Genomic DNA, 21,627 nt, shown 5'->3' with positions numbered 1-21,627 from the left:
GCACGACCGCCTGTCGCAAAGCCATCACCCAAGCGTGGCCTTAGTGTGGCGCGCCGCGCCGGGATCAGGCTTGACCTGATTGGAGCGGCGCCCAAGTCTGCCCGACAGGGGACGGGCATGTTCAATTGTAAAACGGAGACGACCTGTGGCGCACAAGTTCGAAATCTATAAGGACAAGGCCGGAGAATTCCGGGTTCGCTTCAAGTACAACAGCGAAACGATGTTCTCGACCGAAGGCTATTCGTCGAAGGCGAGCGCTCAGAACGCGATCGATTCCATCAAGAAGAACGGCCCTGGCGCTGAAGTCGAAGACAACAGCTAGGCCGGCGCGTCCGCCAGGCGCGCGAGTTCATCGCGCGCCTGAGCGGCGATCTCGAACGACCTGACCCGGGCGGTGTGATCGTAGACCTGGGCGGTGACCATCAGCTCGTCGGCGCCGGTGCGGCGCACGAAGTCGGCCAGGCCCTGACGCACGCGCTCGGGCGAGCCGACGATCGAACAGCTCAAGCTCTGCCGCAGCATCGCCCCGCCGATTTCGTCGAGGCGCCCTTCTGGATCGTCGATCGGCGCCGGCAGCGGGCCGGGACGGCCCTGGCCAAGGTTGATGAAGGCCTGCTTGAGCGAGGTGAACAGCCGCTGCGCCTCGGCGTCGGTGTCAGCGGCCGTGATGTTGACCCCCAGCATCACCCGCGGCTTGTCCAGGTGCTCCGACGGGCGGAACTGGCTGCGGTAGACGTTCAGCGCCAGCTCCAGCTGGGCGGGGGCGAAATGCGAGGCGAAGGCGTAGGGCAGGCCGAGCGCAGCGGCGAGCTGGGCGCCGTAGGTGCTCGACCCCAGCATCCAGAACTCGACGTCCAGGCCGGCCCCGGGCACGGCGCGGATGATCTGGCCCGGCTTGACCGGTTCGAAGTAGTTCATCAGCTCGATCACATCGCGCGGGAAGTCGTCGATGTCGCCGGCCAGGGTGCGCCGCAGGGCGCGCGCGGTGGCCTGGTCCGAGCCAGGAGCTCGCCCGAGGCCAAGATCGATGCGGCCGGGATAGAGCGAGGCGAGGGTGCCAAACTGCTCGGCGATCACCAGCGGGGCGTGATTGGGCAGCATGATGCCGCCGGCGCCGACTCGGATCGTGGAGGTTCCCTCGGCGACGTAACCGATGACCACGGAGGTCGCCGCGCTAGCGACCCCGGCCATGTTGTGGTGCTCGGCCAGCCAGAAGCGCTTATAGCCGAACCGCTCGGCGTGCTGGGCGAGGTCGCGGCTGTTGCGCAGCGATTGGGCGGCGTCGCCGCCTTCGATGATCGGCGAGAGATCGAGAACCGAGAGATCAACCATCAGCGCGATATAGGCGCTTGCAGCTCCACTGGGAGGGGGCAATCGGCCGTGCGGGCGAAGATCGCCGCTAGCGGAACAAGGCGAGGAGCAGCGAGGGGCCCTGGTTGGCGATCCGCAACGCCTGGATGGCCAACTGCATCTTGACGTCCAGGGCGGTCAGCCGGGCGCTTTCCTTGGCCATGTCGGCGTCGACGAGATTGCCGATCCCGGCGTCGTAGCTGTCCTGTAGCTTGGCGCTCATCTCGAGCTGGCGGTCGAGGGCCTTGCCGCCGACTCCGAGCTTGGACATCGCGGCGGACACCCTCTGAGAGGAGGCCTCCAACGCCTGGATGTCGGCGGAGGTGACGCCGCCCATCAGGTCGGCGAGCGTCGGGGAAATGGCCCCGCCGGTGGTGGACAGGTCGACGTGGTCGACGTTGATCGTCGCCGTCGCCTTTGTGTTGGCCAGGGCGCGGACGTTTCCGGTCGCTCCGGCCGAGATCAGGTTCACTCCGTCGAAACTGGCGTTCGACGCCACCAGGTCGATCTGGCGACGCAGGGCGACGTACTCGTCGTTGAGCGCCTGACGGCTGGCGGTGCTGAGGCCGGCCTCGGTGGCGGCCAGCGCCTTTTCCTTCATCTGCGAGAGAATGTCGGAGATGGTCTCGCCGGCGGTCATGGCGGTGTCGACGATGGACTGCCCGCGCTGCAGCGAGCTCATCACCGCGTCGAGCGACTTGGATTCGGCCCGCATGTTCTGGGCGATCGCCCAGATAGCGGGATTGTCCTTGGGCCCGGCGATCTTCAGGCCGGTCGATATGCGACGCTGGACCTGAGCGTATTCCGTATTGATGGCGTTGAGGCTCTGCAGCGCGATCATCGCGCTGGTGTTCGTATTGACGCTGTTCAGCGGCATGACGAAGCCTCGGTTCCAGGAGGCGGACAAACGTGTCCGCAGGGCGTTTTGCCCCGCCTGAGATCTACTCACGCGAGCGTTGCGAGATTGTTACCGTACGCGGTTAAGGCGCGATGGCGACCGTACGCTCGGACACGCCGACATTGCCCGTCGTCGCGTTGTGAGCCGTCAGCAGCAGCCGATAGGCGCCTGGCGGCGGGCGGCGCAGCTGGCCGGCGAAGGTCGAGGTCTTCCCGGCATAGGCCAGGTCGGTGGCCTGCAAGAGGGTGTCGCGGTCATAGAGCGCGGCCTGCACGCGGTACTGCGCCGCGTCCCAATGGCCGCCGGGCTCGATCGGGCAACCGCACATGAGCGTCACCTTGGCGGAGAGATCCAGTCCGCTCGCTTGCAGGGTCCAATTGGGTTCGATCGCCAGGCCGGGAAATTCGAGCGTCCAGCCGTCGCCGTCGAGCGGCTGGCCCGGCAGCAGCCATCGCATGGCGCTGACCGTGATCTGGGCGTCGGGGCTTGCCGAGCGGTCCGGTCGCCTCGACGCGGACGAGGGTGGGGCGCTCGATGTCGACGACAGCGCGAAAGGCGGAGGCGTCCGGGGTGTGGATCGGCGTCTGCCGCTGGCGCGGCTCCACGACGAGCTTGCGCGTGTCGCCGGTGGTCCCGCTGGTCGTCCCGGCGGCCAGTTCACGCCCGGAGGCCGCCTCGGTCAGCCGAACCCGGACGCCGCCCATGCTGTCGCCGATGAACTTGCCGTCGTGGCTGATCGGCCGGATCGTGATCGCAGTCGGCTCGGCGAGGGCGGGACCGGCGAGCAGGGCGAGGGCGAGCGTTGCGATGGTGGTTCGCCGGGACATGACGGCTCCTGCAGGGACACGCTCGAAGTCGTGTCACATTGCGGTTGATCCCGTCCAGGGGGCGGCGGCAGGGCGGGGCGGCCCCGGGGGCAGGGGGCCGCCCCTGCGGCCGCGCGCCATGGGGAGCGCGCGCGGCCGCATTGGCTTAGAAGCGGTAGGCGGCGCTGACCAGCAGGCGGTCGCGCTTGCGGTCGCCGTCGAAGTCGGTGCGGTCGTACTCGGCCCGAACGGCGATGTTGTCGGAGACCGCGTACTCGGCGCCGAGGCCGAACAGCTTGCCGTCGACGTCCTTGTCGCTGCGGATCACCGCCGCGTTGTTGGTGAAGCGGATCTCGCGCTCGAAGTTCTGACGCGCCCAGCCTGCGCGGCCGTAGAGCATCAGATTGTCGGTCGCCAGGAAGCCCAGGCGCGCGGTGAGGTCATAGCCGAGGCCCGGATCGACCTTGACCCGCGCGGCGTCGACCCGGCTTTCGATCTTCTTGTCGCCGCCGCTGATGCCGGCTTCGGCGCCGATCACCACCCGTTCGGACACCCGCAGGTCGTAGCCGGCGAAGGCGCGATAGGCCAGGCCGCTCGCGTCGTTGTCGGCCTTGCGGGCGAACCCCGGAATGGCGTCCTCGGACTGGATCTTCGATCCGCCGATGCCGGCGCCGACGTGGAAGCCCTGGAACGGTTCGGCGCTGGCGGCGGTGGCGCCCAGCGCCAGGGTCGCGGCCAGCGGGCTGATCCAGAATTTCATACTCAACTCTCCTCGGTATCGCGGCCGCGTCTCGACCGCGCCAGAGTGATTTGAGCCGGCAATGTGGAGCTTGGACGCAGGTCGCGCCCAGCAGCGACGGAGTGATCGAGCTCAGGCCGGAAGGCGGATCTCGAAACAGGCGCCGCCGCCGGGGCGCGCGAAGGCGATCGCCGATCCGCCGTGCGCCTCGGCGATGGCCTTGACCACCGCCAGGCCGAGGCCGGTGCCGCCGGCGTCGCGCGAGCGGGATTCGTCGGCCCGCCAGAAGCGTTCGAAGACGCGCTCCTCGTCGCCCACGCGCAGGCCGGGGCCGCGATCCAGCACCCGTAGATAGATCATGCCTTCGCCACGCCGGGTCTCGACCCGCGCCACGCCGCCGTTCAGAGCGTAGCGCCGGGCGTTCTCCAGCATGACCAGCAGCACCTGGCGGAGCCGCGCCGGGTCGGCCCGGACCGGGGCCGGGCGCAGGTCGCGTTCGATCGTCAGTCCCGCCGCGGTGAAGTCCGGGGCCAGGGCGTCGACCGCCGCCTCGATCTCCTGGGCCAGGTCTAGATTGGCCGGCTGCAGCAGGAGCCGGCCGGCCATGGCCAGGCTCAGGGTGCGCAGGTCCTCGACGATCTGGGTCAGCGAGTCGACCTGCAGGATCAGTCCCGCCAGCCCTTTGCTGTCGGGCACGAAGACGCCGTCGGACATGCCTTGCAGTCGTCCGCGCAGCACCGTCAGCGGGGTGCGCAGCTCGTGGGCGATAGCCGCCACGCTCTCGCGCATGTCGCGTTCGGCGCGCTGCATCTCGTCGGCCATCAGATTGAAGTCGGCGATGAGCTGGTGGGTTTCGCCAGCGCCGCCGCCGAACTCGGGTTGCACGACGCGGGCGCCAAGATCGCCGCCGGCGACGCGGCGGGCGGTCGCCGCCACCCGGTGCAGCGGCTCACTGATCCGCCGCGCGAACCAGAGCGCGGCGGCCACGCCTGCGGTCAGGGCCACCGCTCCGCAAATGGCCAGGGCCGCCAACTCCATCAGGCTGAGCCGCGTCTCCAGCCCCTTGTGGACGTCGAGCAGGACCTGGAAGTCCGTCGGCTGCGGCGGGCGGTTGGCCTCGATCGCGTTGTAGGCCGCCAGCGCCTGGGGCGGCATCTGCAGCCGCAGGATCTTGTCGAGGATCAGATAGTACAGCGCCATGCCGCCGATCATGATGATCACCGACAGGGAGACGACCGCGGTCATCGCCGCGACCAGCTGGGCGCTCAGCTTCCAGGGCCGACGGGGCAGGCGGCGCAGGCGGGTCATGCCAGGTAGGCCAGCCGATAGCCGACGCCGCGCACGCCTTCCAGCAGGTCGGTGGCCCCAGCCGCCTCCAGCTTCCGACGCAGATTGGACACGTGACTGTCGACAGTCCGCTCCAGGGCGTCGCCGTCCGGGAGACAAGCGTCGAGCAACTCGGCGCGGCTGAACACCTTGCGCGGCGTGCGCGCCATGTGTTCCAGCAGCCGGAACTCGGTAAGCGTCAGGTCCAGCGCCTTGGTCTCGGCGTCACCGATGACTGCGACCGAATAGGCCTGCGGATCGATCTCCAGCGGGCCGAGGCGCAACAGATGACTCATGCCCCGGGCCTGAGTCCGGCGCAGGACCGCGCGGGCGCGGGCCACCAGTTCGAGCGGGTTGAAGGGCTTGACCACATAGTCGTCGGCGCCGATGCGCAGCGCCGAGAGCTTGTCGAGGTCCTCGGCCAGCGCGGTGGCCATGATCACCGGCGTGTCGCCGCGCCGACGGATCTCGGCCAGGACCTCGAAGCCGTCGGCCTTGGGCAGCTTGACGTCGAGCACGACGAGGTCGGGCCGCAGCATCCGGTGGTGCTGCAAGGCCGTCACGCCGTCGCCCGCCCGGACCGTTCGAAAGCCGTCGCGGCCAAGATAGGCCTCGAGAATCTCGGCGATTTCGGGCTCGTCTTCGACGATCAGGATGAGGGCGTTGTCCATGTGGGCCACGAGCCGGGCGATTGTGGAGATTTCGCGCAGAACTGGGCCAGCCCATGCGCACGCGCGGGACGCCTAGAGCCGGTCGGCGCCTGCGTATAGCTTGAGAAGGTCCAGCGCCAGTCCCTGGGCGGCGCGTCCTCCAGGTCCGGTGGCGTTGGCGGCGGTCAGGACCGCCAGCCCGCGTTGCGTTCCGACGATGACGACCGAGTGCCAAAGCGTGTTCGAGCCTTCGTGCAGCAGGACCGGCCCGCGGGCCCAGGGCCGTTCGGCGATCACTCCCCAACCGAAGGCGTAGTCGTTCGCCTCGCCCGCCGCCGGCGTCGTCAGGGCGCTGATGCTGGCGCGGGTGAGGAAGCCGGCCCCGTCAGTGAGGAACAGCCGCGCGAACCGGGCATGGTCGGTCAGCGACATATGCGCGGCGCCGGCCGGGCCGAGGACCGCGGGATTGTCGGCCTCCGGTCGCTGCGGATCGATGGCCTCGCCGACGCTAAGCCCGGCGAGGCGGCTGCGGTGGCCCCAGGGCTGGTCGCCGCGCGGCGCTCCGAACCCGGCCGAGGCCATGCCGAGCGGCTCGAACAGCCAGGTCCGCATCGCATCTTCCCAGGCCTGTCCGGTGATCCGTTCGATCGCCGCGCCAGCGATCACGTAGTTGGCGTTGGCGTAGGCGAACCTTCGATCGCGGCGGCGGGGCGGGGCGCCTAGCGCCCGCGCCGCCAGTTCGCTGCGCTGGTCGGCGGCCAGGGCGGGGGCCGCGCGTGCGCTCGCAATCCAAGCGGCGTCGACGAGACCGCGGTCGCGCAGGCCGGATCGATGCCGCAAAAGATCAGCGATGGTGACGGAGCCCCAGGCGCCGTCGAGCCGCAGGTCCGGGAAAAGGTTCGTCAGCGGGACGTCCCAGCGGGTGAGCTCGGCCTGCACGAGACGGGCGAACAGCGCTGCGGTCATGGCCTTTGTGTTAGAGCCGATATGCCAGCAATCAGAGTGGCTTACGGCGCCGCCTTGAGAGCGTCGCCGGATCCCTCCGGCGCCCGACCAGACCACGCCGTTGCGGTTCACGATGGCGGCGGCCAGGCCGGGAACGCGGGATTTCGACAGTCGGGCTTGCAACAACGGCGCGGCCTTTGGCGTCAGGTCGCTCAGGGGCGGTTCGGCGGCGTCGACGACAGGCATGGGCGGTCCTCGGTAGGGCGCTTCCTCGTGCCGCCGGACTGTGGACGCTCCGTGGATGTCGGGTGGCGCCGGAGTGGATGCAACCGTTGCGCGCCCGAGGCTGCGATGCATCTGCCAAAAGCTGAGGGATTTGCGTGGTCGTCGCGTATAGATGGAGTGACGTATTCGGAGTCGTCGATGAACCAATCGCTGGATGAACTGGTCGAGGGCCTGCGATCCCAGGGCCTGGACCGTGATCTGAGCCAGCTCGAACCCGTCGTTTGGCGGCGGATCGGCGGCGCGCGGATCGAGCGGGCCGCGGCGTTCGGGTTTGCGCCTGTTCGCATGGCGACGCTGGTCATGGCGCTGGTCGTCGGCGCCGCGGTCGGCAGCGCCTCGGCGGTGGCCGCGGTCGCCGCGCCGAAGGAGACGTCGGTCTTCGCCCTGGATAGCCGGCTTGCGCCCTCGACCCTGCTGGAAGCGCGCCGGTGAGCGGACTGCGAAGCGCGATCCTGACCGTACTGCTTGCCGCGCTGGCCGCGGGGCTCGGGGCCTGGGGCGGGGCCACCTACGTGCTCAAGGCCACGAAGGAGCCCTCGCTGCATGAGTTCATGCACGACAAGCTTAGCCTGAGCGCCGAGCAGGGCCGCCAGCTCCAGGCGATCGAGCGGGAATTCTCCATCACCCGCAGCGCCCGCGAAGCCGAATTGCGGATGGCGAACGCCGAGCTGGCCGGAGCGATCAACGCCAAGCACGAGTACTCACCCGAAGTGCGGATCGCGATCGAGCACTTCCATGATGTGATGGGCGAGCTTCAGAAGGAGACGGTCGTTCATATCCTGCAGATGCGGGCGATCCTGACCCCCGAACAGGCCGCGATCTTCGACAGACGCGTGTCGGAGGCCCTGACCGAAGACGCGAAGTGACGGGTTCCGACGAGGAGTCCGACGCCGAGCTGGCCCGTCGGGCGCTCGGGGGGGAGGATCACGCCTTCACCCAGCTCATGCGACGCCACAAGGAGTGGCTCTATCGCTTCGTCCGCCGGTACGTCGGCGACGCCGACTCCGCCTACGAGATCGTTCAGGAGAGTTTCGTCGCCGCCTGGCGCAATCTCGGGCGCTACGACGCCGGCCGCTCGTTCGCGAGCTGGATACGGGCCATCGCCCTCAACAAGTGCCGCGATCGCGGGCGGCGCGAAGCCGTGCGGCGGGCCTTCTTCGGGGCCGATCCGGGCGGCGAGGCGGTGGCCGCCGCGCCCGACCCGCAGCCTCGCGCCGACAGCGGCCTGATCGCCGCCGAACAACGGCGGGCGCTCGACCGCGCGATCGCTCTCCTTCCGGCCAAGCTCAAGGAGCCTCTGATCCTCACGGTGTTTGAGGAGCTTTCCCAGCAGGCCGCCGGCGAGGTGCTGGGTGTTTCGGCCAAGACTATCGAGACGCGGGTCTATCGTGCCCGTCGGCGGCTGGCCGAATTGCTGGAGGTCGAAGATTTGGTCGGGCGACCCTGAGGGGAAGCGGCCGGGCGCGCGTATTCTGTTTTGACTGCTCGCTTGACCCTCCCACGATGGGAACCTGTTCTTTTCCCGCCATGACTGAAACGACCTGTACCCGACCCGTCGGCGCTCCCTTGCGCATGGCGGGCTTTGCTTCGAAGGGCCGCCCATGAAGGACTTGGATCGACGTCAACTCCTGCGTGGAGCGTCCGCCCTGGGCGGCGGGGCGGCCCTCAGCGCGCTGCTGCCGGCCTGGGCGCAGAGCGGCACCCCTGGCATCGCCAGCACCCTGCCGACCGTGTCGGGCGAGAACATCGCCCTGACCGTCGGCCACACGCCGTTCAAGGTCGACGGCCGCGCCGGGCATGCGATCACCGTCAACGGCACTGTGCCGGCGCCGCTGGTCCGCCTGAAGGAAGGCCAGCAGGTCCGCCTGTCAGTCACCAACAATCTCGACGAGGACACCTCGATCCACTGGCACGGACTGCTGCTGCCGTTCGAGATGGATGGGGTGCCGGGCGTCAGCTTCCCCGGCATCAAGCCGGGCGAGACCTTCAACTACGAGTTCAAGGTCCGTCAGGCGGGCACCTACTGGTATCACAGCCACTCGGGCCTGCAGGAGCAGATGGGACACTACGGTCCGATCGTCATCGATCCGGCCGGCGAGGACCCGGTGAAATACGATCGCGAGCACGTGATCGTCTTGTCCGACTACAGCTTCATGCATCCGCACGAGATCTTCCGGAAGCTGAAGGCGCACGCCGGCTACTTCAACATGCAGAAGCAGACCGTCGCCGGGCTTCTGCAGGGGCAGGACCAGTCGTTCAAGGACCGCAAGGAGTGGTCCAAGATGCTGATGGACCCGACGGACGTCCTGGACGTCACCGGGTCGACCTACACCTTCCTGATCAACGGCCATGGGCCGAAGGACAATTGGACGGGCCTGTTCACCCCTGGTGAACGAGTGCGGCTGCGGTTCGTCAACGCCGGCGCGATGACGATCTTCAATGTCCGCATTCCGGGCCTGAAGCTCAGCGTCGTGCAGACCGACGGTCAGAACGTCGTTCCGGTGGACGTCGAAGAGTTTCAGATCGCTCCGGCCGAAACCTACGACATTGTCGTCCAGCCGACGGCCGATCAGGCCTATACGCTGGTCGCCGAGGCCGCGGACCGTTCCGGCATGGGCCGCGCCACGCTGGCGCCGCGCCTGGGGATGACCGCGCCGGTCCCGCCGCTGCGCAAGCGGCCGCTGCTCAACATGCGCGACATGGGGATGGACCACTCGGCCATGCCCGGCATGGAAGGCATGGAGATGGACCACTCCGGCATGTCCATGCTCGACCCGCGCAACGCGCCGCAGGTCAAGCTTGGCCCGGGCGTGCAGATGATCTCGCCGATGCCGGCTGACCGGACCGGTGATCCGGGGCAGGGGCTGGAGGACGTCGGCCACAAGGTGCTGACGCTCAAGGACCTGGTCTCGCTCGATCCCAATCCAGACCCCCGGCCGCCTTCGCGGGAGCTGGAAATCCACCTGACCGGCAACATGGAACGCTTCATGTGGGCGTTCGACGGGGTCAGTTACAGCCACCTTAAGGACCCGATCCCGTTCCGCTACAACGAACGGGTCCGCGTGGTGCTGGTCAACGACTCGATGATGGCCCACCCGATCCACCTGCATGGCCATTTCTTTGAGGTGGTGACCGGCAACCCGGGCCGTCACCCGCGCAAGCACACCGTCAACGTGCTGCCGGGCGGCAAGGTGGCGTTCGACTTCACCGCCGACGAGCGCGGCGACTGGGCGTTCCACTGCCACCTACTGTACCATATGCATGCGGGCATGTTTAACGTGGTGACCGTGCGTCCCCTGGAAGGAGACGCCGCGTGAACCGTCAGCTTTTGACCGCCCTGGCGCCGCTCGCCGCGACGCCGCTCATGCTGGCCACGCCCGCCGCCGCACAGCACGAGCATCACGCCCCGCCCGCCGCCGCTCCGGCGGCCGATCCGCACGCGGGGCACGCCATGCCGCCCCCGGCGGCCGATCCCCATGCCGGCCACTCGATGCCTGCGCCCGCCGCAGACCCGCATGCCGGTCACGTGATGCCTGCGCCGGCCAACGTCCCGCCGGCCGGGAACGCGCCTGCGCCGCCGGCCCCCACCGACTACGCCGCCGAGCGGTACTTTGGTCGCGAGGCCATGGCCGCGGCCCGCGCCCAACTCGCCAAGGAGCACGGCGGCGGGAAGGCCTGGAAGGTCATGCTGAGCACCGCCGAGGTGCGGCCGACCTCGGGCGACGACGCCTACGGCTGGCAGGGCGAGTTCTGGTACGGCGGGGACGTCAATCGCCTGGTGGTGAAGTCGGCGGGCGAGGGCGAGTTCGGCGGTGACCTGCACTCCGCCGAGGCCCAGGTCCTCTATTCACGCGCTATCGGGCCCTATTTCGACCTGCAGGCGGGCGTCCGGCACGACTTCGAGCCGGGCCCCTCGCGGACCTACGCCACGGTCGGGTTTGAAGGCGTAGCGCCCTACTGGTTCGAACTGGAAGGCGCGGCCTTCCTCTCCGAGAAGGGCGATCTGTCGGCGCGGCTTGAGGGCGCCTACGACCTGCGCCTGACCCAGAAGCTGATCCTCGAGCCCCGCGCCGAGGTCGAACTGGCGGCCCAGGAGGTTCCCGAACTGGAGCTCGGCTCGGGCCTGACCAGCGCCGAGCTTGGCCTGCGGCTGCGCTACGAGCTTCGCCGCGAGCTCGGTCCCTATGTCGGCGTCTCCTACGAGCGGAAGTTCGGCGACACCGCCGATCTCGCGCGGGCCGCCGGAGAAGACGTCGAAGACACCCGTTTCGTTCTGGGCGTACGCGCCTGGTTCTAGTCATCGCGCCGTCGGCGCGAGCTTAGTTGGAGAGAACAGATGAAGACCCTGCTTCTGGCCGTCGCGGCCCTCGGCGTCAGCGCGACCGGGGCCCTGGCCCACGGCCAGGACCACAGCGCTCATGCCGGCCATGCCGCTCCGGCCGCCGCCGGCAGCGTCGAAGGCACGGGGGTGGTCAAGAAGATCGACGCCAAGAGCGGCTCGGTGACCATCGCCCACGACCCGATCAAGGCCCTGAACTGGCCGGCGATGACCATGCCGTTCAAGGTCGCCGACAAGGCCTTGCTCGCCAAGGTCAAAGTCGGGGCCAAGGTCCGCTTCGACCTCAACGGTCAGACCATCACCGCCATCCGCCCGCAATAGGCTGGCCTGCCTCCGGAGCGCGACAACGCTCCGGAGGCTCCGACCTTGACCCTCGTCAAAATTCCGGCCGTACCCGGAAAAATTTTGAGGGATGGGGGCGGGGCGCGCGTATCCCCAACGAGCGACTGGAGGGTCGCTCTCACGGCGCGAGCAATCTGCGCCCAGAGGAGGGGATCAACACGGTGAGTTCGGGGTGATTTGAGAAGAGTCGCGATCGTCGGCGAGGCGGACGATCAGGCGGGGGATTTCGGCTGACCAGGCGCTATGCGGCGACGGAGGTTGTCGTCGCGAACCTGGCCGGCGGTCGATGCAATCGGACATCGTCATCGATTCCTGGGCCGGTGGTCCCGTCTGCGCGAACCAAAATATGTATAGACATTAGCCGCTGGCGGTTCACCGCGGCGGCGCGCGGGCGCTTGGGATACGCCGGGAGGGTGGCCCCAGGCGCCGATCAAAAGGGGGTAGGTTATGAACCGTTTTTCTAAGCGTCTGCTGCTGGCCAGCGCCATGCTGAGCGGCGCGATGTTGAGCGCCCAGGCGCATGCTCAAGCCGCGAGCGACGTCGAGGAAGTCATCGTCACCGGCAGCCGCATCAAGCGGGTGGACATCAGCGGGGTCGGCCCGGCGACGGTGGTCAGCCAGGAAGAGATTTCCAACACCGGCATCACCAACGTCGAGACCCTGCTGCAGCGGCTTCCGGCCTCGGCGGGCGCCGCCGGCGGCCAGACCAGCGCCTATTGGACCGGCAACGGCTACGGCACGGCGCAGGTGAACCTGCGCGGTCTCGGCATCAACCGCACCCTGACCCTGATCAACGGCCGCCGTGTCGTGAACGGCGGCACCGGCGCCAACAGCGCGCCCGACCTCAACATGATCCCGACCTCGATCATCGGGCGGATGGACGTGCTGAAGGACGGCGCCTCGGCCATCTACGGCGCCGATGCGGTCGCCGGCGTGGTCAACATCGTCACCATCGACGGCTACGAAGGCCTGAAGATCTCCGGCAAGTACGGCATCACCGATGAGAAGGACGGCGAGGAGTACACCGTCGACCTGCTGTGGGGCATGCGCGGCGACCGCGGCGGCGTGACCGCGGCGTTCACCTACCAGAAGACCGAAGCGGTCAACATGGCCAGCCGCGCGCCCTGCAGCCTGGGCGAGAGCAACGGCCAGCTGGTCTGCTCGTACAGCGGTAACACCCTCGGGGGCCGTGCGCGGCTGGCCGACGGCCGCGTCGTGAACTTCAGCCAGACGCCTGGCCCGGACGGCAACTACTTCGAGCCCTACAACGGCGCCAAGCACGGCTTCAACTCGAACCCGTACCTGAACGCGGTGTCGCCGATCGAGCGGATCAGCACGGCGTTCCTGGCCGACTACGACCTGACCGACGACGTGCAGCTGTTCGGCGAGTTCTTCTTCACTCACCGCAAGAGCAACCAGCTGGCGACGCCCGGCGGCCTGACCCATCGGCCGACCAATCCGGACGGCACGCCCGACGTGCTGCGTGACTTCACCATCCGCGCTGCGAACCCGAACAACCCGACGGGCCAGGACCTGGTCCTGCTGGCGCGGCGGCTGGGCGAGGGCGGCCCCCGCAAGTTCTTCCAGGAAACCGACACCTATCGCCTGGTGGCGGGCGCCCGCGGCAAGGTGGTCGGCGACTGGACCTGGGAAGCGGCGGTGAACTGGGGCCGGAACACCGGCATCGACGCGATGACCAACATCGCCAACCTCGAACGCGTCCAGAAGACCATGAACTGCGTGCCGGGGGCGCCCTGCGGCGACTATCTCGGCGCCGGCAGCCTGACCAAGGAGGTGCTGGACTACATCCTCTATACCTCGCGCGACACCGGCGGTAACGAGCAGCGCAGCGCCACGCTGGACTTCTCCGGGACGCTGTTCGAACTGCCCGCCGGTCCGGTCGGCGCGGCGGTGGGCCTGCTTTACCGCGAGGAAGAGGGCTGGCGAGACCCCGACGCCCTGACGGTGCTGGGCATCGGCAACACCAACCAGCAGGATCCGATTTCCGGCTCGATGAAGGCCAAGGAAGCCTATCTGGAAGTTTCGGCTCCGTTGCTGGCCGATCTGCCGCTGATCAAGAGCCTCGATATCGACGGAGCGCTCCGCTACTCGGACTACGACCTGTTCGGCAGCAACGTCACCTACAAGGCCAGCCTGAACTGGACGGCGATCGAAGGCCTGCGTCTGCGCGCCACCTACGGCACCGGCTTCCGGGTTCCGAGCGTGCCGGAACTGTTCGGGGGCGTGGCCGAGGGCAACCTGACCACCACCGATCCCTGCAGCGGCTACAGCACCAGCGGCAATGCGACCCTGATCGCGAACTGCCAGGCCTCGGGCGTTCCGGCCGGCTACCGCCAGCTGGGCACCACGATCCTGACCACCAACGGCGGCAACAGCGACCTGCAGCCGGAAGAGGCCAAGACCCTTACCCTGGGCCTGGTCTTCACGCCGCCGCAGATCAGCGGCCTGTCGGTGACGATCGACTACTTCGATATCGAGATCACCGACGCGATCCGCTCGATCCCCGGCTCGACCAAGCTGGCGGTCTGCTACGCCTCGACGGGGATGACCCATCCGTTCTGCGGCCCGGGCAACTTCACCCGCAGCACGCTGACCGGCGAGGTCAACTTCCTGTCGTCCATCCCGGTGAACACCGGCAAGGAAGAGATGACCGGCGTCGACATCGGCATCCACTACGACTTCGACCTGTTCGACCGTCGCGCCAGCTTCGACTGGAACACGACCTATCTCGGCGAGTATCTGATCACCGCCTATGACGGCGCCGAACCGATCGAGTTCGATGGCCATATCGGCGGCGGCAACGGCGGTTTCCCGAAGTGGCGCTCCAACGCCAGCTTCACGGTCACCGACGAAACCTGGACCGGGACCTACTCGGTGCAGATGATCGGCAAGGCGACGGACTTCAACGCCGCGCCGGGAGATATCGGCTATGAGGCGCCCCGGGTGTTCTACCACAACGCCCAGCTCGCCTATCGCTTCGCCGAGAACGCCGACATCGCCGTGGGGGTCGACAACATCTTCGACAAGAAGGCTCCGTATATCCAGAGCTTCACCGACGGTAACACCGACACGATGACGTACGACCTGCTCGGACGTCGCGCGTACCTGCGCCTGACCTACCAGTTCAACTAGGTTGGCGCCCGGCGTCGGGCGGGACCCCATGCCCGCTCGACGCCGACCCATTTGAGAGATCCCCCGATGCGCCTGCCGGCCCTGGCCCGGAAGACCCACAAGTGGCTCGCCCTGATCATCGCCGTCCAGGCGGTGTTCTGGATGCTGAGCGGCCTCTACATGACCGCCGTCCACATCAACATCATCCACGGCGACCATCTGGTGCGCGCGCCGCGCCAGCAGCCGATCGCCCTGGATGGCCTGGTCGAACCGACCAGCCTCGTCCCGGGCGGGACGCGCTCGGTGCGCCTCGACACCCAGCTTGGCCAGCCGGTTTACATCGTCGACGCCATTCCCGGCCGCATGCTGTTCGACGCCCGCACCGGCCAGATGCTCTCGCCGCTGGACGAAAAGGCCGCGCGCGACCGCGCTGTGGCGCTCTACGCGGGTAAGGGGGCCGTGACCAAGGTCGAGCTGCTCGACACCGCCCCCAGCGAGATCAAGGGCCGCCAGATGCCGATCTGGCGGGTCGAGTTCGAGGGCATGTGGAAGCCCACGATCTACATCGCGCCGCAGACCGGCGAACTCTCCGCAAAGCGCCACGACCTTTGGCGCATCTTCGATTTCGTCTGGATGTTCCACATCATGGACTACGAAGAACGCACGGACATGAACAACACGCTGCTGCGCGTCGCCACCTGGATGGCCGTCGCGACCTCGGCCACGGGCGGCTGGCTGCTGCTCTACAGTTTCCGCCGCCGGCGCCGCGCGCGCAAAGCGGCCTAGAGGATCGACCGATGTTCCTGATCCGCACGCTTCACAAGTGGTTCGGCCTGGTGCTGGGCCTGCAGATGCTGCTCTGGTCGATCAGCGGGGCGATGATGGCCCTGCTGGACCACCACAAGGTCTCGGGCGAGGGCTCCATTCGCGAGCCCGCCCAGGTCATGCTGCCGGCCCAGACCCTGCCGTTGTCCCAGGTCGGGGCCGCGTTGGGCGAGCCGGTCCTCAAGCTCCAGCTCAAGACCCTCGGCCAGACCCAGGTCTATCAGGCGACGACGCCCTCAGGGGTCAAGCTGCTCGACGCGGCCACGGGCCAGCCGATGGTCATCGATGCGGCCCGGGCCGGGGCGCTCGCGGCCGCGGCATATGCGGGGCCCGAGGGCGTCGCCTCGATCCGCAAGGTCGAGAAGCACGACGTCGAGTCACGCACCGCCGACCTGCCGGCCTGGCGCGTGGAGTTCGCCGACGCCGGGAAGACGACGCTGTTCATGTCGGTCGCCACGGGCGAGGTGTCGCTGCTGCGCAACGACACCTGGCGGCTGTGGGACATCTTCTGGATGATCCACATCATGGACTACACCAAGCGCGAGAGCTTCAATCATCCGCTGATCATCACCGTCGCCAGCGGGGTGACCTGGCTGACGCTGAGCGGGGTGATCCTGCTGTTCCGCAGCTTCCGCCGTCAGGACTTCGCCTACCTGCTCGACCCGATCGAACGTCTGCGCGAAGGCCGCGCCAAGGGCTGAGCCGGCCGCCCGGACGACTAGATGTCGATCCGGGCGATCACCGGCTGGGGCAACAGCCGGATGATCAGCATGACGTATCGCCAGAACCACGGGCCGTAGACGATGGCGCTGCGCCCATTCAGGCCCTTGACGATGACCTTGGCCACCGCCTGCGGCGTGGCCCATAGCGGCCCGCCCTTGGCGAGGGCGGCGGTCATCGGAGTGTCGACGAAGCCCAGCTTGAAGACGACGGCCTTGGGGCCGCCGTGCAGGGCGCTGCGATGGGCCAGGCCCTGCATGAGCACCGCCAGGCCGGCCTTGGCCGCGCCATAGACGAAGTTCGAGCTGCGGCCGCGGTCGCCGGCCACGCTGCCGATCGCCGCCACCACGCCGTTGCTGCCGTCGGTGCGTTCCAGCCGCCGCGCCAGGGCCAGGGCCCAGAGGCCGGCGGAGGTGAAGTTCACGTCGATCAGCGCCGCGGCGTGGGCGGCGTCCTGTTCGGCGCGGGTCTGGTCGCCCAGCAGGCCGTGCGCGATCAGCGCGGTGTCGAAACCGCCGATGGCGTCGGCCAGCGACTGCAGCAACTCGTCGGTGGGTTCGGATTCCACCAGGTCGAGCGCGCGCACCGCGACGTTGGGAGACCCGCGCACCCGCAGGTCGGCGGCGATCGCTTCCAGCCGTGCCCCGTCGCGGGCCACCAGCATCAGCTGCGCGCCTTGGGCGGCGAGGTCGCGGGCGACCGCTTCGGCGATGGCCGAGGCCGCGCCCAGAATGAGGACGCCGCGGCCGCGCCAGGCGTTATTGGTCATGTGTCACTCGTCGCCAGAAACGTGAAGAAAACAGAGGGTCGCGCAGAGCCTCGAGCTCGCGCCAGCGCGGATAGCCGGCGCGGAACGTCGCCGCCGACATGCGCCCGTCCTTGGCCGGATAAACCTTGCCGCCGGCCGCCACGACGATGCTGTCGAGCCGCTCCAGCAGTTCCAGGGTCGCCTCGCCGCGGTTCGGGAAGTCCAGCGCCAGCGAGGCGCCGGGCCCTTCGAACGATACAAGGCCGCCCGAGCGCAGCGGGCCCAGGCTCTTGAGCACGGCCAGGAACGAGCCCTGGCCAGCGGCCGAAAGGGTACGCAGCGCCTCGGCCACGGCGTCCTGCTGGGTCTCCACCGGCGCCATGAACTGATGCTGGTAGAAGCCGGCCGGGCCGTAGAAGCGGTTCCAGCCGCCGATGGCGTCGAGCGGGTAGAACGCCCCGCCATAGTGTTTGCGGGCGGTCCCCTGCCGCCGCCGCTGCATCCCGCCATAGGCCGCGTTGAAGGCGCGCAGCGTCAGCCGATTCATCAGGCCCGGCGGAGCGGTGACCGGGACCTGCAGCTTCTGGCGTGGCGCGTGCGGGGTCAGCGGGCCGGAGGGCGACCAGTTGGCCCGGTACATCACCCCGCGGCCCAGCGCGGCGCCGCCCGCGCTGCAATCGATCCACGACGAGACGTGCTCGAAGCGCCCGTCGCTCTCGGCGGTCAGCCGGAAATATTCCTGCAGGTTGGCGAAGGGCACGGTCTCTTCGTCGACGAAGGTGCTTGGGATCGGCGCCAGGGCGATCTCGGCCCAGGCGATGAGGCCGGTGAGGCCCAGGCCGCCGAGGGTGGCGTGGAACAGTTCGGGCCGATCCTGCGCCGACAATTCCAGGCCGCCGGCGTCAGAGCGCAGCAGGCCGATACGGCGCACGTGCCGACCGAACGATCCGGCGCGATGGTGGTTCTTGCCGTGTACGTCGTTGGCGATGGCCCCGCCCAGGGTCACGAACCGCGTTCCCGGCGTGGTCGGCAGGAACCAGCCGTGCGGGGTGGCCATCCGCAGGATCTCATCGAGGCTGACCCCGGCCTCGGCGCGCAGGACGCCGGTCGCCGGATCGAAGGCGATGAAGCGGTCGAGCCCACGCATCGAGATCATCAGTCCATCTGGATTGAGTCCGCTGTCGCCGTACGAGCGGTGCAGCCCGGCAGCGAGCAGGCCGCCGCTTCCCGAGGCTTCTGCGATCAGGCCGGGCAGCTGGTCCTGATGTTGCGGGCGCGCGACCTGGTGGGGCAGGCGCGGGGTGCGGCCCCAAGGCTCGATGATCTGGCTGTGGTAGCTCAGGGCCATGCGATCGTCGCCAGCACGAAGGCCGCGAGCAGCGGGCCCATCAGCTTCCAGCTGAAACGGTCGCGGATGGCGTAGGCGATCGGATCCTCGTCCAACTCGCCGCGTCCGGCGACCAGCCACAGCCGCGCGACCCAGATCATCAGAAGCAGCGGCGCGACCCACAGCCAGTCGGGTTGTGCGTAGATGTTCGAGGGAAACGCCTCCTCCATCAGATAGGTCACCACGATCAGCACCGAGGCGACGCTGGAGGCCGCGCCGAGCGCCAGGACCGTCGGCCCGTCGTCCGTGCGATAGCCGCGGCCAGGCAGCGGGCGGGAGACGTCGCCGGCCCGCAGGTTGTGGATCTCGGCGTAGCGCTTGGCCAGCGACATCGAGAAGAAGAAGAACAGCGAGAAGGTGATCAGCCACGGCGATTGCGGCGTGGCGATCACCGCCGCGCCGATGGCGATGCGGATGGCGTAGAGCAAGGCCAGGGTCGCGACGTCGAGAATGGCCCGGCGCTTCAGGCGGAAGGTGTAGGCCAGGGTCAGGACGGCGTAGCCCGCCAGCCCCAGCAACAGCACCGGCGATGTCGCCAGCGCCAACGCGGCGGAGGCCGCCAGCAGCAGCGGAACGGCCACCGCGACATGTTCGATGCGCAGCACGCCGGCCGCCAGCGGCCGATGACGCTTGGTGGCGTGCCGCCGGTCCGAAGCCAGGTCCGAGAGGTCGTTGATCAGATAGGTCGCCGAGGCGGTCAGGCCCATGGCCACGAAGGCGGCCAGGCTCAGCGTCACCGCCTGCGGATCGGTGAACTTCTGCGACAGCAGCAGCGGCAGGAACACCAGCAGGTTCTTCGTCCACTGGTGCAGGCGCAGCGCCTTGCGCCAGGTCTTCAGGCTCGGGCGATCACGCTCGAACTCGGCTTCCAGCGGCTTGCCCAGCTTACGCGCCTGCACGGCGACGGTGGCGGCCGCTCCAGCCAGGACCACGCCCTGGGCCTTGGCCCAGACCTTCAAGTCGGCGCGAGAGTCGCCGGCATAGGCGAAGCCGTCGGGAAAGCGCTCGACCAGCCGTTCGGCCTTGTGCACGCCCTTCAGGTTCCGCGCGCCGTCGCTGCCCTCGGCGCTGTCGAACAGGCCGCAATGGGCGGCCACCGCGTCGGCGACCGACTGGTGAGCGGCGGTGACCAGATGGATCGGCCGCGAGCGCTGCTTCTGCTGGCGCAGGAAGTCGAGCAGCGGCTCGTGATAGGGCAGGGCCGCCGGATCCAGCGGCTGCAGGTGCGCCAGGCGCGCCTTGAACGCGGCCCGACCGCGCAGCAGCACAGGCAGCAGCATGAGCGCGGCCAGCGGGTTGCGGAACACCAGGGCCACGAACTGTTCGGCCAGGGTGTCGGTACGCACCAGCGTGTCGTCCAGGTCGACGACCAGCACTGTGGCGGCGCTCGGCCCGCGTTCGAGGTTCGACTGCAGGGTCATTTGGCGGGTCCGTGGGATCGGAACGTGTAGCGCTTGTGCAGGGCGAAGCTAAGCACCGCCGGCGACAGCACGCCCACGCCGTGCCCGATGGCCTCAGCCCAGGGGCGCGGCATGAACCGTGGCAGCAGCAGCTCGCCAAGCAGCATGGAGACCAGCCAAACGACGGCGAACGAGACGACGTTGACCGCCAGGAAGCGCATGAACTGCCCGCGGCGGTCGCCCGGCGCGCTGGGAAAGACGAAACGCCGGTTGAGCTCGAAGGCGACCAGCACGCCGACCGCGTACGCGCAGACTACGGCTGCTGCATAGGGCAGGGCGTGGCTGAAGGCGAAGCGGCTCAGCCACTGCGCCGCTGCCGCGGTCCCGCCGACCAGCAGGAAGGCCGCGAACTGCCGGCTCAGCAATGGGCGCAGGCGCTCATGCACGCGGAAGGTTCTCCACCAGGCGCCGCGCATAGCCGATGCTCTCGGACACGCCGCGATCCTCTGGATAGTAGAAGCAGGTGTCTGCAATCTGAAGACCGGCCACCGGCGTCTGCGGATCGGGGATCCTGTCGGCGAAGCCGACGTCGCAGACCGGCTGGGCGTAGCGCAGCCGCGCGACATGGCTGGCGATGCGGTCCGAGGCGCCCAAGGTCGGGTTCACCCGCTGCAGATAGCCATAGCTTTCATCGACGAAGGCCTCGTCGGTTCGGCCGAACGCGGCGTTGGACGTCGGCATGTAATTGGGGACGTAGACGATATGCCGGTCGAGGGGGCGAAGGTTCGAGAATTCGACGAAGCCGGGCGCGCCGATGGCCGGGTCGGAGATGTTGACCCAGAAGTTCGCGGTGACCGGCTTGGCCAACTGGTGGACGACGCAGACCACGCCGACGTTCTCGAACTGCGAATAGGCGCCAGCCAGATCCGGATGGTCGGCCAGCATCGCGGCGGCGTAGGGCATGGCGACCGTCGAGATCACGTGGCTGGCCTCGAACCGGCGACCGTCCGCGGCTTCGACGCCCTGGACCTGGCCGGCCTCGATCAGCAGGCGCCTGGCCGGGGTCGACAGATGGACCTTGCCGCCCAGCTTTTCGATCGCCGCCGTGAGGGCCGTGACCAGCGCCTCGGAGCCGCCCTCGATGTAGCCTAGTTCCTCCTGGAACAGCGAGCGGCGCGAGCGGCCGAGCCGCTTGATCCGTTGCCAGACCCAGGCCGCCGAGATGCTCTCGGCGTACTCGTAGAATTTCAGCTCGAACAGCGGGCGCCAGAGCTTGTCGTAGACCCGCTGCCCGCACCAGGCGCGGAACCAGTCGGCGGCGCTGATCCTGTCCAGCCGCCGCCAGTCCGAGCGCTTGGTCGAGAGATAGGCCTGCAGGCCGTAGCGGACCTTCTCGACCAGGTTCATGCCGGGGAAGGTCAGCAGCGAGATCGGATCCCCCCACGGGTGCAGCTTGCCGTCGACGTAGAAGCCCATCCTGGTCGGGACCCAGCGGATCGGCGGCAGGCCGAGCTCGGCGAGCAGGGCGGTGGTGTCGGCGTCGCTGCGGCAGCAGAAGTGATAGAATCGCTCAAGCGACAGGCCGTTGAAGTCGAAGTGCGCGGCCATGCCGCCAGGCCGGTCGCCGGCCTCCAGCACCTCGACCTTCCAGCCGGCCTTGGCGGCGTAGTAGGCGGCGGCCAGCCCCATTGGCCCTGCGCCGATCACCAGCAGTCTGTCGTCCGTCAGCGCCATG

Annotated in this window: 23 protein-coding genes; 11 read left to right on the top strand and 12 right to left on the bottom strand. The window is 68.6% G+C overall.

Features of this window, described 5'->3' with window-relative positions:
* Positions 1–145: 145 nt before the first annotated feature.
* The gene (locus O4N75_RS12820; RefSeq protein WP_267230088.1) at positions 146–322 is read left to right on the top strand and encodes a YegP family protein; all 177 of its coding nucleotides are present in this window, start codon (positions 146–148) and stop codon (positions 320–322) included.
* Here O4N75_RS12820 and O4N75_RS12815 read toward each other — a convergent pair.
* The 3 genes from O4N75_RS12815 to O4N75_RS12805 all read right to left on the bottom strand — a co-directional run bounded on the left by O4N75_RS12815 (position 319) and on the right by O4N75_RS12805 (position 2,705).
* Positions 319–1,332, bottom strand: a complete 1,014-nt coding sequence (locus O4N75_RS12815; protein ID WP_269625926.1) for an LLM class flavin-dependent oxidoreductase — start codon at positions 1,330–1,332, stop codon at positions 319–321. The genes O4N75_RS12820 and O4N75_RS12815 overlap by 4 nt on opposite strands.
* A 67-nt stretch (positions 1,333–1,399) precedes the next feature.
* Positions 1,400–2,227, bottom strand: a complete 828-nt coding sequence (locus O4N75_RS12810; protein ID WP_269625925.1) for a flagellin — start codon at positions 2,225–2,227, stop codon at positions 1,400–1,402.
* 103 nt (positions 2,228–2,330) lie between these two features.
* Positions 2,331–2,705 carry a hypothetical protein gene (locus O4N75_RS12805; RefSeq protein ID WP_269625924.1) on the bottom strand — a complete coding sequence of 125 codons (375 nt, stop codon included), beginning with the start codon at positions 2,703–2,705 and terminating at the stop codon, positions 2,331–2,333.
* On the opposite strand from O4N75_RS12805, the gene O4N75_RS12800 reads away from it, so the two are divergent.
* Positions 2,704–3,123 carry a hypothetical protein gene (locus O4N75_RS12800; protein WP_269625923.1) on the top strand — a complete coding sequence of 140 codons (420 nt, stop codon included), beginning with the start codon at positions 2,704–2,706 and terminating at the stop codon, positions 3,121–3,123. The genes O4N75_RS12805 and O4N75_RS12800 overlap by 2 nt on opposite strands.
* Positions 3,124–3,220: 97 nt before the next feature.
* Here the strand turns inward: O4N75_RS12800 and O4N75_RS12795 are convergent, their stop codons facing one another.
* From O4N75_RS12795 to O4N75_RS12780, 4 genes are all read right to left on the bottom strand, one after another.
* The gene (locus O4N75_RS12795; RefSeq protein ID WP_269625922.1) at positions 3,221–3,814 is read right to left on the bottom strand and encodes a porin family protein; all 594 of its coding nucleotides are present in this window, start codon (positions 3,812–3,814) and stop codon (positions 3,221–3,223) included.
* A 111-nt stretch (positions 3,815–3,925) separates the two neighbouring features.
* Positions 3,926–5,101 (bottom strand): ATP-binding protein, encoded by a 1,176-nt coding sequence (locus O4N75_RS12790; protein ID WP_269625921.1) that lies wholly within the window; start codon positions 5,099–5,101, stop codon positions 3,926–3,928.
* On the bottom strand, positions 5,098–5,790 hold the full coding sequence (locus O4N75_RS12785) for a response regulator (RefSeq protein ID WP_269625920.1): 693 nt from the start codon (positions 5,788–5,790) through the stop codon (positions 5,098–5,100). The genes O4N75_RS12790 and O4N75_RS12785 overlap by 4 nt, the downstream gene beginning before the upstream one ends.
* A 72-nt stretch (positions 5,791–5,862) precedes the next feature.
* A complete protein-coding gene (locus O4N75_RS12780) occupies positions 5,863–6,960 on the bottom strand; it encodes a serine hydrolase domain-containing protein (protein WP_269625919.1) in 1,098 nt (365 codons plus the stop codon).
* 177 nt (positions 6,961–7,137) lie between these two features.
* Here O4N75_RS12780 and O4N75_RS12775 point away from each other — a divergent pair, with 177 nt between their 5' ends.
* The 9 genes from O4N75_RS12775 to O4N75_RS12735 all read left to right on the top strand — a co-directional run bounded on the left by O4N75_RS12775 (position 7,138) and on the right by O4N75_RS12735 (position 16,338).
* On the top strand, positions 7,138–7,431 hold the full coding sequence (locus O4N75_RS12775; RefSeq protein WP_269625918.1) for a hypothetical protein: 294 nt from the start codon (positions 7,138–7,140) through the stop codon (positions 7,429–7,431).
* On the top strand, positions 7,428–7,865 hold the full coding sequence (locus O4N75_RS12770; RefSeq protein WP_269625917.1) for a periplasmic heavy metal sensor: 438 nt from the start codon (positions 7,428–7,430) through the stop codon (positions 7,863–7,865). Before O4N75_RS12775 ends, O4N75_RS12770 begins: the two co-directional genes overlap by 4 nt.
* Positions 7,862–8,446, top strand: coding sequence for an RNA polymerase sigma factor (locus O4N75_RS12765; protein WP_269625916.1), 585 nt, complete (start codon positions 7,862–7,864; stop codon positions 8,444–8,446). Before O4N75_RS12770 ends, O4N75_RS12765 begins: the two co-directional genes overlap by 4 nt.
* Positions 8,447–8,600: 154 nt before the next feature.
* Positions 8,601–10,316, top strand: a complete 1,716-nt coding sequence (locus tag O4N75_RS12760) for a copper resistance system multicopper oxidase (protein ID WP_269625915.1) — start codon at positions 8,601–8,603, stop codon at positions 10,314–10,316.
* Positions 10,313–11,296, top strand: a complete 984-nt coding sequence (locus O4N75_RS12755; protein ID WP_269625914.1) for a copper resistance protein B — start codon at positions 10,313–10,315, stop codon at positions 11,294–11,296. The genes O4N75_RS12760 and O4N75_RS12755 overlap by 4 nt, the downstream gene beginning before the upstream one ends.
* Before the next feature lie 39 nt (positions 11,297–11,335).
* Complete coding sequence (locus O4N75_RS12750) at positions 11,336–11,659, top strand: copper-binding protein (RefSeq protein WP_269625913.1); 324 nt, start codon at positions 11,336–11,338, stop codon at positions 11,657–11,659.
* Between the two features lie 468 nt (positions 11,660–12,127).
* On the top strand, positions 12,128–14,833 hold the full coding sequence (locus O4N75_RS12745; RefSeq protein WP_269625912.1) for a TonB-dependent receptor: 2,706 nt from the start codon (positions 12,128–12,130) through the stop codon (positions 14,831–14,833).
* A gap of 66 nt (positions 14,834–14,899) precedes the next feature.
* Positions 14,900–15,598, top strand: a complete 699-nt coding sequence (locus O4N75_RS12740) for a hypothetical protein (RefSeq protein ID WP_269625911.1) — start codon at positions 14,900–14,902, stop codon at positions 15,596–15,598.
* 11 nt (positions 15,599–15,609) lie between these two features.
* Positions 15,610–16,338 carry a PepSY domain-containing protein gene (locus O4N75_RS12735; protein ID WP_269625910.1) on the top strand — a complete coding sequence of 243 codons (729 nt, stop codon included), beginning with the start codon at positions 15,610–15,612 and terminating at the stop codon, positions 16,336–16,338.
* A 17-nt stretch (positions 16,339–16,355) separates the two neighbouring features.
* Here the strand turns inward: O4N75_RS12735 and O4N75_RS12730 are convergent, their stop codons facing one another.
* The 5 genes from O4N75_RS12730 to O4N75_RS12710 are packed head-to-tail and all read right to left on the bottom strand — an operon-like array spanning position 16,356 to position 21,626.
* Positions 16,356–17,126, bottom strand: coding sequence for an SDR family NAD(P)-dependent oxidoreductase (locus tag O4N75_RS12730; RefSeq protein ID WP_269625909.1), 771 nt, complete (start codon positions 17,124–17,126; stop codon positions 16,356–16,358).
* Positions 17,116–18,453: an FAD-binding oxidoreductase gene (locus O4N75_RS12725; protein ID WP_269625908.1), complete on the bottom strand. Its 1,338-nt coding sequence runs from the start codon at positions 18,451–18,453 to the stop codon at positions 17,116–17,118. The genes O4N75_RS12730 and O4N75_RS12725 overlap by 11 nt, the downstream gene beginning before the upstream one ends.
* The gene (locus tag O4N75_RS12720; RefSeq protein WP_269625907.1) at positions 18,444–19,913 is read right to left on the bottom strand and encodes a UbiA family prenyltransferase; all 1,470 of its coding nucleotides are present in this window, start codon (positions 19,911–19,913) and stop codon (positions 18,444–18,446) included. The genes O4N75_RS12725 and O4N75_RS12720 overlap by 10 nt, the downstream gene beginning before the upstream one ends.
* Positions 19,910–20,338, bottom strand: coding sequence for a GtrA family protein (locus O4N75_RS12715; RefSeq protein WP_269625906.1), 429 nt, complete (start codon positions 20,336–20,338; stop codon positions 19,910–19,912). Before O4N75_RS12715 ends, O4N75_RS12720 begins: the two co-directional genes overlap by 4 nt.
* On the bottom strand, positions 20,331–21,626 hold the full coding sequence (locus tag O4N75_RS12710) for an NAD(P)/FAD-dependent oxidoreductase (protein WP_269625905.1): 1,296 nt from the start codon (positions 21,624–21,626) through the stop codon (positions 20,331–20,333). The genes O4N75_RS12715 and O4N75_RS12710 overlap by 8 nt, the downstream gene beginning before the upstream one ends.
* Between the last annotated feature and the right edge of the window lies 1 nt (position 21,627).

This window comes from Phenylobacterium sp. NIBR 498073 (assembly GCF_027286305.1).
Taxonomy (GTDB): Bacteria; Pseudomonadota; Alphaproteobacteria; order Caulobacterales; family Caulobacteraceae; genus Phenylobacterium.
The sequence above is the reverse complement of the archived record's forward strand: the minus strand, read 5'-3'. Positions and strand labels throughout refer to the sequence as shown.